Source organism: Pseudomonas paraversuta (assembly GCF_904067025.1).
Taxonomy (GTDB): domain Bacteria; phylum Pseudomonadota; class Gammaproteobacteria; order Pseudomonadales; family Pseudomonadaceae; genus Aquipseudomonas; species Aquipseudomonas paraversuta.
Window position 1 is genome coordinate 3,777,635 of the sequence record NZ_CAJFDA010000001.1, and the last position, 16,587, is coordinate 3,794,221.

Here is a 16,587-nt window from a genome sequence, read left to right on the forward strand (position 1 = left end):
CCTGCTGCGGGCGCAGGCACAGGCACAGGCACAGGGTTATGGGTTGATCGCATTACAGGGTCAGCAAGCCGCTATAAAGCCCGTACGCCGCCGAGAGTGCCGCGCACAATACCGCAGCAAAAATCAGTTTCTCCCAGTGCTTGAATAGCGGCTCACCCTGCTCCCGCTTGGCCTTGGCAAAAAACAACACCCCAGGGGCATACAGCAAAGCCGAGAGCAGCAGGTATTTGGGGCCCGCCGCATACAGCAGCCACATGGCATAAATCAAAGCGACCGCGGCCACGAGCAGGTCCTTGACCCGCCGCCTGCTCGCCAGCGAGTAGGTCTCCCCTCGTATGCACAACAATACCGAATAGGCGGCCGACCACAGGTAGGGCACCAGAATCATCGAAGACGCCAGATAGATCAGACTGGTGTAGGTGCCCGACGACACCAGGGTGATGATCAGGAAAATCTGAATCATCGAGTTGGTCAGCCACAAGGCGTTAACCGGTACATGATTGGCGTTTTCCTTTTTCAGGAACGCCGGCATCATTTTGTCCTTTGATGTGGCAAACAGGATTTCGGCGCACAGCAGCGCCCATGACAACAACGCCCCCAACAGCGAAATGGCCAGCCCGATGCTGATCAGGATCGCCCCCCAGTCCCCTACCAGATACTGCAGCACACCGGCCATCGACGGGTTCTGCAGACTGGCCAGCTCCGGCTGGGTCATGACCCCGAGCGACAGCACATTCACCAGCATCAGCAACGCCAGCACCCCGAGAAAACCGATCACCGTGGCCTTGCCCACATCCGAGCGTTTTTCGGCCCTGCCCGAGTACACACTGGCGCCTTCGATACCGATAAACACAAACACGGTGACCAGCATCATGTTGCGCACCTGGTCCATCACGCTGCCCAGATCTGGCGCACCGCTGCCCCACAGATCCCGGGTAAAAATGTCCGCCTTGAAGGCTACCGCTGCAATCACGATAAACATCACGATCGGGACAATTTTCGCCACCGTGGTCAACTGGTTGATGAACGCTGCTTCCTTGATTCCGCGCAATACCAGAAAGTGCACGCCCCACAGCAACAAGGAGGCACAGCCGATGGCTACCGGTGTGTTGCCCTGGCCAAACATCGGGAAGAAATAGCCCAGAGTGCTGAACAGCAGCACGAAGTAGCCGACGTTGCCCAGCCAGGCACTGATCCAGTAGCCCCAGGCCGATGAGAACCCCATGTAGTCACCAAAGCCGGCCCTGGCATAGGCGTATACACCTGAGTCCAGTTCTGGCTTGCGATTGGCGAGTGTCTGGAAGACAAAGGCCAGCGCCAGCATGCCCACTGCCGTGATCCCCCAGCCGATCAACACGGCACCGCCAGCAGCATGTGCGGCAATATTTTGTGGCAAAGAAAAAATACCGCCGCCAATCATTGAGCCGACCACCAACGCAATCAGGGCGTTGAGTCGAAGCTTGTGTGCCTGCTGTGACATTGCCACCTCTTTTTCAGTTAATTATTAATGGGCATCCGGTCACAACCGCTGGCTGGCTAAATATAACTGCACCCTGAACGTTCATTAAGGTTAAGCCATAAGTAATCTTTTTTTTATAACAACCTTTTCTATTGAAACCTAAAAGACAACTCATATGTAAATGACATTTTAATTTTTAGACCGGCAGATGAAACCTCGCAATCACATTTGCAAATCTGAAAATACTGTCTAGCTTCAATCCCCACGCAAATGCAGTAAAGCTGCAGCGTCAACCGAGAGTATCCCTGTCTGGAACACGCTTTCCAGAGCGCGTCAAAATAAGCCGCAATGGCGACTTCTCTTCACTACTAACAATGGAATGTAGTAATGCCCTGATCTAAGTCAACTGAATCGCCCCTAGTTTCGTAGACACCTCCAAGCCTTAAAATGAGGCCCATTAGGAGGTGCCATGAGCAACCAGCGATATCCCGAAGAATTCAAAATCCAGGCGGTCAAACAAGTGACCGAAAAGAAGCTTCCTGTCTCGGAGGTGGCTGCACGATTGGGTGTGTCCGTGCACAGCCTCTATGCCTGGGTTAAGCGCTACACCAAGCCCCAGGAACAGCGCGTTGAGGAGGATGATCAGAGCGCTGAGGTTCGTCGTCTACGGGCCGAGCTGAAACGGGTGACGGAGGAGCGAGACATCTTAAAAAAGGCCGCCGCGTACTTTGCCAAGGAGTGCGGCTGAAGTACGCCTTTATTAAGCAGCAAGCGGGTCATTACGCGATTCGACGGCTTTGCCTGACGCTCAAGGTTCATCCCAGCGGCTACTACGCGTGGCTATCAGAACCAAAATCTGCGCGAGCCAAGGACGATCAGCGACTGCTTGGACTGATCAAACACTCCTGGTTGGAAAGCGGTGGTGTTTATGGCTATCGCAAGATCCATGATGACCTGCGAGAGGTTGGTGAGAGCTGTGGCCGTCACCGGGTAGCTAGGTTGATGCGCCTTGAAGGTTTACGTTCTCAGACTGGGTATCGACGGAGGCCGGGAAAATATGGCGGTAAACCAGCCGTTGCCTCACCGAACTTACTGAAGCGCCAATTCGATGTCAGAGAACCCAACAAAGTCTGGGTCACAGACATTACCTACATCCGAACATATGAAGGCTGGCTGTATTTGGCCGTGGTGCTCGATCTGTTTTCACGCCAGATCATTGGTTGGTCAATGAAGTCGCAGATGACCAGCGACGTAGCCATTGATGCACTGCTGATGGCGGTTTGGAGACGTAAGCCGAAGCAAGAGGTGATGATCCACTCGGATCAAGGCAGTCAGTACAGCAGCTCAGACTGGCGAAGCTTCTTGAAAGCTAACAACCTGGTAGCCAGCATGAGTCGTCGAGGTAACTGCCACGACAACGCTGTGGCGGAGAGCTTTTTCCAGCTGCTAAAGCGGGAGCGGATCAAGCGTAAAATCTACACTACACGCCAGGATGCTCGGGATGATGTGTTCGATTACATCGAGATGTTTTACAACCCAAAACGACGCCACAGTTTCAACAATCAGCTGTCACCGGTAGAGTTTGAAAAGCGTTACGCAGCGAGCCTGGAGAGTGTCTAGGAAACCTGGGGCGATTCAAACTGGCTCAAAAAACCAACGGACTAACCTTTAGGCCTCACTTCTCCTAGATTGGAGTCACTACAAATGTCTGATACTCCTGGAAAACTTCGACTGGGTGCATTGGTTGCGCTGGTAGTCGGCTCAATGATTGGCGGCGGTATTTTTTCACTGCCCCAAAACATGGCTGCAAGTGCCGATGTAGGCGCTGTTCTTATCGGGTGGGCAATCACTGCGGTAGGCATGCTGACCCTGGCTTTCGTCTTCCAGACCCTGGCTAATCGCAAACCGGATATCGACGGCGGCGTTTACGCCTATGCCAAGGCCGGCTTTGGCGATTACATGGGTTTCTCATCGGCCTGGGGCTACTGGATCAGTGCCTGGCTGGGCAACGTCGGCTACTTCGTGCTGCTGTTCAGCACCCTGGGCTACTTCTTCCCGATCTTCGGCGAAGGCAATACCCCGGCAGCCATCATTGCGGCCTCGATTTTGCTCTGGGCCGTGCACTTTCTGGTGTTGCGCGGGATCAAGGAAGCAGCGTTCATCAACCTGGTAACCACCGTTGCCAAGGTGGTGCCGCTGGTACTGTTTATCCTGATTGCCCTGTTCGCGTTCAAACTGGACATCTTCACCAGTGACATCTGGGGCCTGAAAAACCCGAGTCTGGGCAGTGTGATGGATCAGGTGCGCAACATGATGCTGGTCACCGTCTGGGTGTTCATCGGTATCGAAGGGGCGAGCATCTTCTCCTCCCGCGCCGAAAAACGCTCTGACGTGGGTAAAGCCACCGTGATCGGCTTCATCACCGTATTGCTGTTGCTGGTACTGGTGAACGTGCTGTCGCTGGGCATCATGACTCAACCGGAACTGGCAAAACTGCAGAACCCGTCGATGGCTGCCGTGCTTGAGCACGTAGTGGGCCACTGGGGAGCGGTACTGATCAGTGTCGGCTTGATCATCTCGCTGCTGGGTGCCCTGTTGTCCTGGGTGCTGCTGTGTGCCGAAATCATGTTCTCGGCGGCCAAGGACCACACCATGCCGGCCTTCCTGAAAAAGGAAAACGCCAACCATGTACCGGTCAATGCCCTCTGGCTGACCAACGCCATGGTGCAGTTGTTCCTGGTGATCACCCTGTTCTCGGCCAGTACCTACCTGTCGCTGATCTACCTGGCCACCTCGATGATTCTGGTGCCCTACCTCTGGTCCGCAGCCTACGGTTTCCTGCTGGCAGTGCGCGGCGAGACCTACGAAAACGCCCTGAGAGAACGCAAGAAAGACCTGATCATCGGCGGTATCGCCCTGATCTATGCCATCTGGCTGATCTATGCCGGCGGCCTTAAATACCTGCTGCTCTCGGCCCTGCTGTATGCACCTGGCGTCATTCTGTTCGCCAAGGCCAAACATGAGAGTGGCCAACCCGTCTTCACCAATATCGAGAAAGTGATTTTTGCCGCAGTAGTGATTGGCGCCCTGGTGGCGGCCTATGGACTCTACGACGGCTTCCTGACCCTGTAAAACCCTGTTTATGCACTTTGGAGGATGACTGTAATGACCACGGAAAAAGTGAAGTACGGCGTACATTCCGAAGCCGGAAAGCTGCATAAGGTTATGGTTTGCTCCCCGGGCCTGGCTCACCAGCGCCTGACCCCGAGCAACTGCGATGAACTGCTGTTTGATGACGTGCTGTGGGTCAACCAGGCTAAACGCGACCACTTCGATTTTGTGACCAAGATGCGTGACCGCGGCATCGATGTGCTGGAAATGCACAACCTGCTGACCGACATCGTGGCCATGCCGGAAGCGCTGGACTGGATTCTGGATCACAAGGTCACACCCGATCAGGTTGGCATCGGCCTGGTCAGTGAAGTCAAAGCCTGGATCAAAAGCCTCGAACCACGCCAGGTTGCCGAGTACTTGATCGGCGGCGTGTCTGCCGACGATCTGCCGGACAGCTTTGGTGGCAAGACCATCCAGATGTTCCGCGATTTCCTGGGTCACACCAGCTTTATCCTGCCGCCGCTGCCCAACACCCAGTTCACCCGTGACACCACCTGCTGGATCTACGGCGGCGTGACGCTGAACCCGATGTACTGGCCGGCCCGTCGTCAGGAAACCCTGCTGACCACGGCGATCTACAAGTTCCACCCTGAGTTCACCAACGCTGACTTCCAGATCTGGTACGGCGACCCGACCATCGACCACGGCAACGCCAGCCTCGAAGGCGGCGACGTTATGCCTATCGGTAAAGGCGTGGTCCTGATCGGTATGGGTGAACGCACCTCACGCCAGGCCATCGGCCAACTGGCGCAGAACCTGTTCAAGAACAAAGCAGTGGAGCGGGTCATCGTCGCGGGCCTGCCCAAGTCCCGCGCCGCAATGCACCTGGACACGGTATTCAGCTTCTGCGACCGCGATCTGGTGACGATCTTCCCTGAAGTGGTCAACCAGATTGTTGCTTTCTCGCTGTATCCGGACGAAAGCAAAGCCGGCGGCGTAGACGTGCGCCGTGAAGAAGCCAGCTTCCTCCAAGTGGTAGCCAAGGCCCTTGGCCTCAAGGCTCTGCGTGTGGTCGAAACCGGGGGCAACTCCTTTGCCGCCGAACGCGAACAGTGGGATGACGGCAACAACGTGGTGGCCCTGGAGCCTGGTGTGGTGATCGGTTATGACCGCAACACCTACACCAACACCCTGCTGCGCAAAGCCGGAGTCGAAGTAATCACCATCAGCGCCTCCGAGCTGGGTCGCGGCCGTGGCGGCGGCCACTGCATGACCTGCCCGATCATCCGCGACCCGATTGACTATTAATTCATTCATTAGATTGCTTGCGCCCCGCCCCATAAGGGACGGCGCAAGCCGGTTAACCAGAAACCCAGGAGATCCCCATGGCGTTTAACATGAAAAACCGCAGCTTGCTCAGCCTGATGCATCACACTCCCCGTGAGCTGCACTTCCTGCTGGATCTGTCCCGCGATCTCAAGCGCGCCAAGTACACCGGTACCGAAGAGCCGCACCTGAAAGGCAAAAACATTGCCCTGATCTTCGAGAAAACCTCAACCCGCACCCGTTGCGCGTTTGAAGTGGCCGCCCATGACCAGGGTGCGCACGTGACCTACATTGATCCGGTTTCTTCGCAAATCGGTCACAAAGAAAGCATGAAAGACACCGCTCGGGTTCTGGGGCGCATGTTCGATGCCATCGAATACCGTGGTTTTGCCCAGGAAATCGTTGAAGAGCTGGCCAAGTACGCAGGCGTACCGGTATTCAACGGCCTGACCGCCGAGTTCCACCCGACGCAAATGATCGCTGACGCGCTGACCATGCGCGAACACAGTGACAAGCCGCTGCACAACATCAGCTACGCGTACCTGGGCGATGCCCGCAACAACATGGGTAACTCGCTGCTGATGATCGGCGCCAAGCTGGGCATGGACGTGCGCATCGGCGCGCCGAAAAGCCTGTGGCCAGAAGAGTCATTCGTGAAGCAGTGCCAGGAATTCGCCAAAGAAAGCGGCGCTAAAATCACCCTCACCGAAGACCCTAAAGCGGCGGTCAAAGGCGTGGACTTCATCCACACCGACGTATGGGTATCGATGGGCGAGCCCGTTGAAGCCTGGAACGAGCGCATCAAGCTGTTGCTGCCGTATCAGGTCAATGCCGAGATGATCAAAGCGGCAGAAAACCCACGGGTGAAATTCATGCATTGCCTGCCCGCATTCCACAACTGCGAAACCAAAGTCGGCAAGGATGTGGCCGAGCACCATCCAAACCTGAAAAACGGTATTGAAGTGACCGAAGACGTGTTTGAGTCACCGGTGAACATTGCCTTTGAGCAAGCAGAAAACCGCATGCACACCATCAAGGCAATCCTGGTAGCAGCACTGGCTGACATCTAAGGCCCGCTGGTTTCGTGCGGCAGCCGGCTTGCCGGCGATGCCATCACCCCGAATGACCGGGGCGTCTGCATCGCGAGCAAGCTCGGCTCCAGCGGGACTCGAGCCGCTCCCCGTTTTTTATAAGGACATTTTTATGCGTATCGTCGTAGCACTGGGCGGTAACGCCCTTTTGCGTCGCGGTCAGCCCATGACTGCAGAGAACCAGCGTGAAAACATCCGCACCGCTGCTCAGCAAATTGCCCTCATCGCCCCCGGTAACGAACTGGTGGTGGCCCACGGTAATGGCCCGCAAGTAGGCCTGCTGTCGCTGCAGGCGGCGTCTTACACTGCCGTCGACCCGTACCCGCTGGACGTGCTGGGCGCTGAAAGCGAAGGCATGATCGGTTACATGATTGAGCAAGAACTGGGCAACGTATTGCCCAAGGAAACGCCGCTCGCCACCTTGCTGACCCAGGTTCAGGTCGACCCGAAAGACCCGGCGTTCCAGAACCCGACCAAACCGATTGGCCCGGTTTACAGCAAGGCCGAAGCTGAAAGCCTGGCTGCGGAAAAAGGCTGGAGCATCGCCCCGGACGGTGACAAGTTTCGTCGTGTAGTGGCCAGCCCGAAACCCATGCGCATTTTCGAAATCCGTCCGATCAAGTGGATGCTGGAAAAAGGCACCACCGTCATTTGTGCAGGCGGTGGCGGGATCCCGACCATGTATGGCGAGGACGGCAACCTCAAGGGCATCGAGGCCGTCATTGACAAGGACCTGTGCTCGTCGTTGCTGGCCCAGGAGCTGAAAAGTGACTTGCTGGTAATCGCCACTGACGTCGTCGCGGCCTTTATTGACTGGGGCAAGCCTTCGCAAAAAGCTATTGCCCAGGCGCACCCGGACGAGCTGGAAAAACTCGGCTTCGCCAATGGCTCCATGGGCCCTAAAGTCGAGGCAGCTTGCGAGTTTGCCCGCAAAACCGGCAAGACCGCCGTAATTGGCGCCCTGGCGGATATCGAAGCTATCGTTCAAGGGAAGGCGGGTACCCGGGTCAGTACTGAAAAGCCCGGCATCAGCTATTTTTGAACCTGGGGGCAGACCTGGCGGTCTGCCCTTTACCCCTCATACACTCAGGAGTTGCCCCTATGGCCTCGTTCGAACCCGGTCACCTGCATATCCATCGCGAACCGCTTCAGCCGGGTGACTTCGGGTATGACATCAAGATCGATTACCAGGTCGTTGAAGATCCCAGGGAAGGCAAGTCGATGCAGTTCGACATGCACGGCCGGATCAACCAGAACGAATTCAAGGAGTCGTTCACCCTGCCCAAGGATCAGTGGTTCGACTTCGCCAGAGTCGGCTTTAAAATTGCCGTGGATAACGGCATGCCCACCTCGGCCAACATACTGTCGATGCATAAGTATTACGACCTGATGTTCAAGGATGTCCGCCAGCAGCTGGACGTGCAGCTTGGCGACCCGGTCAAACCCGAACACCTCGAATAATGCGTGAACCCTGATCGCCGGCAGCCGGCTCCCACATCGTTCAAGTCAATTTGAAACCTTGTGGGAGCCGGCTTGCCGGCGATGCAACCAACGCCCCCTCGCCCTCCGATTTCACCAATCTCCCGCGCCAAGGCATACTGGCGGCCTCCGCTGGCCAGAAGTGTTCTTTGTTCCCATGCGTATCCACGTCAGTTTTATCGACCGCGTCGGCATCACCCAGGAAGTTCTGGCGTTGCTCGGCGGGCGGAACCTCAACCTGGATGCGGTGGAAATGGTCCCGCCCAACGTTTATATCGACGCTCCGACCCTGAGCCCGCAAGTGCTCGACGAGTTGCGCGAGGCACTGTTCAGCGTCAACGGGGTACAGGCCGTGACGGTGGTCGACATCCTTCCCGGACAACGCCGCCATCTGCAACTTGATGCGCTGCTCGCGGCCATGACCGACCCGGTACTGGCGCTGGACAGCGATGGCCACGTACTGCTGGCGAACCCGGCGCTGATTGCCCTGTACGGCCATGAACCCACCGGTGAAAGTATCGGCGAGCTGTTCAGTGACCCCGGCCTGCTCGATGTACTGCTGGAGCACGGCTTCCGCCTGCCCCTGCGCGAAGTGACGCTCAACGGCCACCCGCTGATGCTCGACGCCACCCCGATTACCGATGCCGGCGCCCTGCTGACCCTGTACCAGCCAAGCCGCATCGGTGAGCGCCTGGCCGCGCTGCACCACGATCACGCAGAAGGCTTTGACGCCCTGCTCGGTGAGTCACCCGCCATCCGCACCCTCAAGGCCCGGGCCCAGCGTGTAGCGGCCCTGGATGCGCCGTTACTGATCCAGGGCGAGACCGGTACCGGCAAGGAACTGGTGGCCCGTGCCTGCCATGCCATCAGCGACCGTTTTGGCGCCCCCTTTCTGGCCTTGAACTGTGCGGCGCTCCCCGAAAACCTGGCTGAAAGCGAACTCTTCGGCTATGCCCCCGGCGCCTTCACCGGCGCCCAGCGCGGAGGCAAACCAGGGCTGATGGAACTGGCCAACAATGGCACGGTGTTCCTCGACGAAATCGCTGAGATGTCGCCTTACCTGCAAGCCAAGCTGCTGCGCTTTCTGAATGACGGCAGCTTCCGCCGGGTAGGCGGCGAGCGCGAGGTCAAGGTCAATGTACGGATCCTCAGCGCCACCCACCGCAACCTCGAAAAGATGGTCAACGAGGGCACCTTTCGCGAAGACCTGTTCTATCGCCTGAACGTACTCAACATTGAAGTGCCGCCACTGCGCGAACGCGGCCAGGACATATTGTTGCTGGCACGCACTTTCATGCAGCAGGCCTGCACCCAGATCCAGCGCCCCGTTTGCCGCCTGGCGCCCGGCACCTATCCGGCGCTGCTGGGCAATCGCTGGCCCGGTAACGTGCGCCAATTGCAGAACGTGATCTTTCGTGCAGCTGCGATCTGCGAAAGCACCCTGGTCGACATTGGCGACCTGGACATCGCCGGTACCTCGGTTGCACGGCAAAGTGACGGCGAGGTGGAAACCCTGGAGCACGCAGTCGAAACCTTCGAGAAAGCATTGCTGGAAAAGTTGTACGTCAGCTATCCCTCGACCCGTCAGTTGGCCAGCCGCCTGCAAACCAGCCATACCGCCATTGCCCATCGCCTGCGCAAGTATGGTATCCCCGGCAAGGCCTGACCTGTAGCGCCGGCAAGCCGGCTATCACCAAGCCCCCACCTGTCGTATCGAAATCATTCCACTGGATCGATTTCGATACACCCTGTCTATTCCACTGCTGTGCAAGGCCATGATCCTCATGGATTTTTTTTCTGCCCCAGCACTGTATCGATTTCGCTACAGCACAGTTTTCAATCTGCGCCGCTGAATCACTCAAGCCACTGATAAATAACGATATTTATAAACTGGCAACCATTTTGCAATGAACTCTCCCATAAGCTCGTTCCGAGCGAGCAATTACCCGTGACCACCAGACATGTCTGGCCCTGAGGAGTTTCCATGAGCGAATTGCGTTTTACTGAAGACCACGAATGGCTGCGCGCCGAAGCTGATGGCAGCGTGACTGTGGGAATTACCGCGTTTGCGCAAAACGCTCTGGGTGATGTGGTGTTTGTCCAACTGCCTGAATTGCAGTCCTACGACAAAGGCACCGAAGCCGCCACCGTTGAGTCGGTCAAGGCCGCCAGCGGCGTATACATGCCCCTGGACGGTGAAGTGATGGAAGTAAACCCGGCGCTCGAAGACAGCCCGGAACTGGTTAACGAAGACCCTCTGGGTCAAGGCTGGTTCTTCCGTTTCAAGCCTGCTGATGCGAATGCCGTCGAGCAATTGCTGGATCAAGATGCCTACGACCGCTTGATCAAAGCTCAAGACGACAACTGAGGAGCCTGTCATGACCATCAATCTCAGCACCGCCAATGAATTTATCGCGCGCCACATCGGCCCGCGTCAGGCCGATGAGCAAGCCATGCTCGCCACCCTCGGTTTTGATTCCCTTGAAGGCCTGAGCGCCAGCGTGATCCCGGAAAGCATCAAGGGCACCAGCGTTCTCAACATGCCGGCCGGGCAAAGCGAAGCCGACGCGCTGGCCTCGATCAAAGCCATCGCCGCCAAGAACCTGCTGTGCAAGACCTATATCGGCCAGGGCTATTACAACTGCCACACCCCTTCGCCGATCCTGCGCAACCTGCTGGAAAATCCGGCCTGGTATACCGCCTACACCCCGTACCAGCCAGAAATCTCCCAGGGCCGCCTCGAAGCCCTGCTCAACTATCAAACCCTGATCAGCGATCTCAGCGGTCTGCCGATTTCCAACGCATCGTTGCTCGATGAGGCCACCGCCGCCGCCGAGGCAATGACGTTCTGCAAGCGCCTGAGCAAGAACAAAACCAGCCGCAGCTTTTTTGCTTCCAGCCACTGCCACCCGCAAACCCTCGACGTGCTGCGCACCCGTGCCGAACCACTGGGCATTGAGGTGGTCGTGGCTGATGAGCGCGATCTGACTGACGTGTCGGCCTTCTTCGGTGCCCTGCTGCAATACCCGGCAAGCAACGGCGACGTGTTTGATTACCGCGACCTGGTTGAACGTTTTCATGCCGCCAATGCACTGGTGGCCGTAGCGGCTGATCTGCTGGCCCTGACCCTGTTGACACCGCCAGGCGAGTTTGGCGCCGACGTGGCCATCGGCAGCGCCCAGCGTTTTGGCGTACCACTGGGCTTCGGCGGCCCCCATGCGGCCTACTTCGCCACCCGCGATGTCTTCAAGCGCGACATGCCGGGGCGTCTGGTCGGTGTTTCGGTTGACCGTCACGGCAAACCGGCATTGCGCCTGGCCATGCAAACCCGCGAGCAACATATCCGCCGCGAGAAGGCCACCAGCAACATCTGCACCGCCCAGGTCCTGCTGGCCAACATCGCCAGCATGTACGCCGTGTACCACGGGCCCAAGGGCCTGAGCCAAATCGCCCGGCGCGTTCACCAACTGACGGCGATCCTGGCCAAAGGCCTGAGCGATCTGGGACTGAAGGTCGAGCAAACCGCCTTCTTCGACACCCTGACCCTGAACACCGGCAGCCACACCGACGCCCTGCATGCCAAGGCCCACGCCCAACGCATCAACCTGCGCCTGATCGATGGCCAGCGTCTGGGCCTGTCGCTGGACGAAACCAGCGGCCAGTCCGATGTTACTGCGCTGTGGGCGTTGCTGGCGGCGGACGGTCAGACCCTGCCTGACTTCGACGCACTGGCCGCGACAGTAACCGGCACCCTGCCGGCGGCACTGCTGCGCCAGTCGCCGATTCTCAGCCACCCGGTATTCAATCGCTACCATTCTGAAACCGAACTGATGCGCTATCTGCGTCGTCTGGCGGACAAGGACCTGGCCCTGGATCGCACCATGATCCCGCTGGGCTCGTGCACCATGAAGCTCAATGCCGCCAGCGAAATGATTCCGGTGACCTGGGCCGAGTTCGGCAACCTGCACCCCTTTGCACCCGCCGGGCAAAGCCTGGGCTACCAGCAATTGACCACCGAACTGGAGGCCATGCTGTGCGCTGCCACCGGTTACGACGCCATCTCGCTGCAACCGAACGCCGGTTCCCAGGGTGAATACGCCGGCCTGCTGGCCATTCGTGCCTATCACCAGAGCCGTGGTGAAGAGCGTCGCGATATCTGCCTGATCCCGTCCTCGGCCCACGGCACCAACCCGGCAACCGCCAACATGGCCGGGATGCGCGTGGTGGTGACGGCATGCGATGCACGGGGCAACGTAGACATTGAAGACCTGCGCGCCAAAGCCATCGAGCACCGCGAGCACCTGGCGGCCCTGATGATCACCTACCCCTCGACCCACGGTGTATTCGAGGAAGGCATCCGCGAAATCTGCGGCATCATTCATGACAACGGCGGCCAGGTGTACATCGACGGCGCCAACATGAACGCCATGGTCGGCCTGTGCGCACCGGGCAAGTTCGGCGGCGACGTGTCCCACCTCAACCTGCACAAAACCTTCTGCATCCCCCATGGCGGCGGCGGCCCGGGTGTCGGCCCGATCGGCGTCAAATCGCACCTCACGCCATTCCTGCCGGGTCACGGCACCATGGAACGCAAGGAAGGCGCGGTGTGCGCGGCACCGTTTGGCAGCGCGAGCATTTTGCCGATTACCTGGATGTATATCCGCATGATGGGCGGCGAAGGCCTCAAGCGTGCTTCGCAGCTGGCGATCCTCAATGCCAACTACATCGCCCGCCGTCTCGAAGAGCATTACCCGGTGCTGTACTCGGGCAGCAACGGTCTGGTGGCACACGAATGCATTCTTGACCTGCGCCCGCTCAAGGACAGCAGCGGCATCAGCGTCGACGACGTGGCCAAGCGCCTGATCGACTTCGGCTTCCATGCGCCGACCATGTCGTTCCCGGTGGCCGGCACGCTGATGATCGAGCCGACCGAGAGTGAGTCCAAAGAAGAACTGGACCGCTTCTGCGAAGCCATGATCCGCATCCGCGAAGAAATTCGCGCGGTCGAAAACGGCAGCCTGGACAAGGAAGACAACCCGCTGAAAAACGCCCCGCACACCGCCGCTGAAATGGTCGGTGAATGGACCCACCCGTACAGCCGCGAACAGGCGGTGTATCCGGTGGCGTCCTTGATCGAAGGCAAATACTGGCCGCCGGTTGGCCGGGTCGACAACGTATTCGGTGACCGCAACCTGGTGTGTGCGTGCCCGTCCATCGAAAGCTACCAGGAGGCGTAACCCACCCATCCCTGCAGGAGCGAGCTGTTATGCAACGAGAAGCTCGCGCCTGCAGTGGATGATGTTTTTTGCCAATAAACCTATAAGAAACCGGAGAACCCCATGTCGTTAAGCGTGTTCGACCTGTTCAAGATTGGCATCGGCCCCTCCAGCTCCCATACCGTCGGCCCCATGCGCGCAGCCGCGCGTTTTGCCGAAGGTCTGCGCCGTGATGAACTGCTGCAAGACACAGCCTGCGTGAAAGTTGAACTCTATGGCTCCCTCGGCGCCACCGGTAAAGGCCACGGCAGCGACAAGGCCGTGCTGCTGGGGCTTGAAGGCGAGCATCCGGATACCGTAAACACCGAAACCGTAGCCGAACGTCTGGCCACCATTCGCAGCAGCGGGCGTTTGAACCTGCTGGGCGAACACCCCATCGATTTCAACGAAAAGTCGCATCTGGCGATGATTCGAAAACCCCTGCCCTATCACCCCAACGGCATGATTTTCCGGGCGCTGGATGGCGCCGGGATTCAGATCCGCAGCCGCGAGTATTACTCGGTGGGCGGCGGCTTTGTGGTGGATGAAGGCGCGGCAGGCGCTGATCGCATCGTCGAAGACAGCACCCCCTTGAAATACCCGTTCAAGACAGCCAAAGACTTGCTGCGCCATTGCGTCACCCACGATCTGTCGATCAGCCAGGTGATGATGGCCAATGAAAGCGCCTGGCGCCCTGAAGCACAAACCCGCAGCGGCTTGCTGAATATCTGGCAAGTGATGCAGGACTGCGTGAGTGCGGGCTGTCGTAACGAAGGTATTTTGCCGGGCGGCCTGAAGGTCAAGCGACGGGCGGCAGCGCTGCACCGTCAGTTGTGCGCCAACCCCGAGGCCGCGCTGCGCGATGCGCTGTCAGTGCTGGACTGGGTGAATCTGTACGCCCTGGCCGTCAATGAAGAAAACGCCAACGGCGGCCGGGTGGTCACAGCGCCCACCAATGGTGCGGCGGGGATTATTCCGGCGGTTCTGCATTACTACATGCGTTTTATTGGTGGGGCCAATGAGGACGGCGTGGTGCGCTTCATGCTGACTGCCGCCGCCATCGGCATTTTGTACAAGGAAAATGCCTCGATCTCGGGCGCCGAAGTGGGCTGCCAGGGCGAAGTGGGCGTGGCCTGTTCCATGGCCGCAGGCGCGTTGTGTGAAGTGCTGGGCGGCAGCGTTCAGCAAGTCGAAAACGCCGCCGAAATCGGCATGGAGCACAACCTTGGCCTGACCTGCGACCCCATTGGCGGACTGGTACAGGTGCCCTGCATCGAGCGCAATGCCATGGGTTCGGTCAAGGCCATCAATGCCGTGCGGATGGCCCTGCGCGGCGACGGCCAGCATTTTGTCTCACTGGACAAGGTAATCCGCACCATGCGCCAGACCGGCGCCGACATGAAAAGCAAATACAAAGAGACTGCCCGCGGCGGTCTGGCCGTCAACATTATTGAGTGCTGATTTTCAAGGAGTGACCAATGTCCACCGAACAACTGCTTAAAACCCCGCTGCACGCACTGCACCTTGAACTCGGGGCCCGTATGGTGCCGTTCGCCGGTTATGACATGCCGGTGCAATACCCGTTGGGTGTAATGAAAGAACATCAACATACCCGTGAACATGCCGGGTTGTTCGATGTGTCGCACATGGGGCAAATTCTGCTGAGCGGCGCTGATGCGGCCAGGGCCCTGGAAACCCTGGTCCCGGTAGACATCATTGACCTGCCGGTTGGCATGCAGCGCTATGCCATGTTCACCAATGAACAAGGTGGCATCCTGGATGACCTGATGGTTGCCAATCTGGGCAATGACCAGCTGTTTCTCGTGGTCAACGCCGCCTGCAAGGACCAGGACCTGGCGCATCTGCGCAAACACCTGGGCAAGTACTGCGACATCCAGCCGCTGTTTGAAGAACGCGCCCTGCTCGCCCTGCAAGGTCCGGCAGCGGTTACCGTGCTGCAAGGTCTGGCTCCCGAAGTGGCAAGCATGACCTTTATGCAATTTGCCCCGGTCACCCTGCTGGGAACTGAATGCTACGTCAGTCGTTCGGGCTACACCGGGGAAGACGGTTTTGAGATTTCGGTCCCCGCTCAACACGCAGAGGCACTGGCGCGCCACCTGCTGGCCGATCCGCAAGTGCAAGCCATCGGCCTTGGCGCCCGTGATTCGCTGCGACTGGAGGCCGGCCTGTGCCTGTACGGGCATGACATGAACGACAGCACCACGCCGGTTGAAGCCAGCCTGCTCTGGGCGATCTCGAAAAATCGGCGCGCCGAGGGTTCCCGGGCCGGCGGTTTTCCGGGTGCAGACATCATTTTTGCCCAGCAGCAAAACGGCGTAGCGCGCAAGCGTGTGGGCCTGCTGCCCCAGGAGCGCACACCTGTGCGTGAAGGCGCTGAAATCGTTGACGCTGAAGGCACTGTCATCGGCAATGTATGCAGCGGTGGTTTTGGGCCGACTTTGGGTGCCCCTCTGGCCATGGGTTATCTGGATACAGCCTTTACCGCGCTGGACTCAGAGGTGTGGGCAATCGTGCGCGGCAAACCTGTACCGCTGAAAGTTTCGAAGTTGCCATTTGTTCCACAACGTTATTATCGCGGGTGAGCTAAAGCTTAATTAATGCAGTTGCATGTTCACGCTCCATGGGTGTCATGCAACCGCCACCAAATGGTGCAAACTTTCGATAGCGAAAACACATGTTTCAACATGAGCGCAATCGAACATCCGCATGATCAACAGCCTTGTAAAACTGCATTAATAACCTGAAAAAACGGGCTTGGCGCGGCCTGCCAAAGGGGCTTGTTTTTTCATTTCCGGTTTCGTAAAGTTTGCTCACTGTGTTTGCATGGGTCGCTGGAATCGTG

Annotated in this window: 12 protein-coding genes; 11 read left to right on the forward strand and 1 reads right to left on the reverse strand. The window is 58.3% G+C overall.

Going from position 1 to position 16,587, the window contains the following annotated elements; genetic code table 11:
- Positions 1 to 52: 52 nt before the first annotated feature.
- A complete protein-coding gene (gene arcD / locus JQ848_RS17160) occupies positions 53 to 1,480 on the reverse strand; it encodes an arginine-ornithine antiporter (protein WP_003440663.1) in 1,428 nt (475 codons plus the stop codon).
- Between the two features lie 448 nt (positions 1,481 to 1,928).
- On the opposite strand from arcD (JQ848_RS17160), the gene JQ848_RS17165 reads away from it, so the two are divergent.
- From JQ848_RS17165 to gcvT, 11 genes are all read left to right on the forward strand, one after another.
- Positions 1,929 to 3,079, forward strand: a protein-coding gene (locus JQ848_RS17165; protein ID WP_088500423.1) for an IS3 family transposase whose coding sequence is annotated in 2 segments (ribosomal slippage) — positions 1,929 to 2,163 and positions 2,163 to 3,079 — 1,152 coding nt in all. Because the reading frame shifts where the segments join, the coding sequence is not laid out codon by codon here.
- Positions 3,080 to 3,163: 84 nt separating this feature from the next.
- A complete protein-coding gene (gene arcD, locus JQ848_RS17170) occupies positions 3,164 to 4,591 on the forward strand; it encodes an arginine-ornithine antiporter (protein WP_003440661.1) in 1,428 nt (475 codons plus the stop codon).
- Between the two features lie 33 nt (positions 4,592 to 4,624).
- Positions 4,625 to 5,881: an arginine deiminase gene (gene arcA, locus JQ848_RS17175; RefSeq protein ID WP_003440658.1), complete on the forward strand. Its 1,257-nt coding sequence runs from the start codon at positions 4,625 to 4,627 to the stop codon at positions 5,879 to 5,881.
- 77 nt (positions 5,882 to 5,958) lie between these two features.
- Positions 5,959 to 6,969 (forward strand): ornithine carbamoyltransferase, encoded by a 1,011-nt coding sequence (locus JQ848_RS17180; protein WP_003440656.1) that lies wholly within the window; start codon positions 5,959 to 5,961, stop codon positions 6,967 to 6,969.
- Positions 6,970 to 7,102: 133 nt separating this feature from the next.
- Positions 7,103 to 8,032, forward strand: coding sequence for a carbamate kinase (gene arcC / locus JQ848_RS17185; RefSeq protein WP_003440653.1), 930 nt, complete (start codon positions 7,103 to 7,105; stop codon positions 8,030 to 8,032).
- A 59-nt stretch (positions 8,033 to 8,091) separates the two neighbouring features.
- Positions 8,092 to 8,451, forward strand: a complete 360-nt coding sequence (locus JQ848_RS17190) for a DUF5064 family protein (RefSeq protein ID WP_202210970.1) — start codon at positions 8,092 to 8,094, stop codon at positions 8,449 to 8,451.
- A gap of 175 nt (positions 8,452 to 8,626) precedes the next feature.
- On the forward strand, positions 8,627 to 10,135 hold the full coding sequence (locus JQ848_RS17195) for a sigma-54-dependent transcriptional regulator (protein ID WP_003440647.1): 1,509 nt from the start codon (positions 8,627 to 8,629) through the stop codon (positions 10,133 to 10,135).
- Between the two features lie 318 nt (positions 10,136 to 10,453).
- The gene (gcvH, locus tag JQ848_RS17200; protein WP_202210971.1) at positions 10,454 to 10,837 is read left to right on the forward strand and encodes a glycine cleavage system protein GcvH; all 384 of its coding nucleotides are present in this window, start codon (positions 10,454 to 10,456) and stop codon (positions 10,835 to 10,837) included.
- A gap of 10 nt (positions 10,838 to 10,847) precedes the next feature.
- Complete coding sequence (gcvP, locus tag JQ848_RS17205; protein ID WP_003440635.1) at positions 10,848 to 13,706, forward strand: aminomethyl-transferring glycine dehydrogenase; 2,859 nt, start codon at positions 10,848 to 10,850, stop codon at positions 13,704 to 13,706.
- Between the two features lie 102 nt (positions 13,707 to 13,808).
- Positions 13,809 to 15,185, forward strand: a complete 1,377-nt coding sequence (locus JQ848_RS17210) for an L-serine ammonia-lyase (RefSeq protein WP_003440631.1) — start codon at positions 13,809 to 13,811, stop codon at positions 15,183 to 15,185.
- Positions 15,186 to 15,202: 17 nt separating this feature from the next.
- Positions 15,203 to 16,327 carry a glycine cleavage system aminomethyltransferase GcvT gene (gene gcvT, locus JQ848_RS17215; RefSeq protein ID WP_010655936.1) on the forward strand — a complete coding sequence of 375 codons (1,125 nt, stop codon included), beginning with the start codon at positions 15,203 to 15,205 and terminating at the stop codon, positions 16,325 to 16,327.
- Positions 16,328 to 16,587 lie beyond the last annotated feature (260 nt).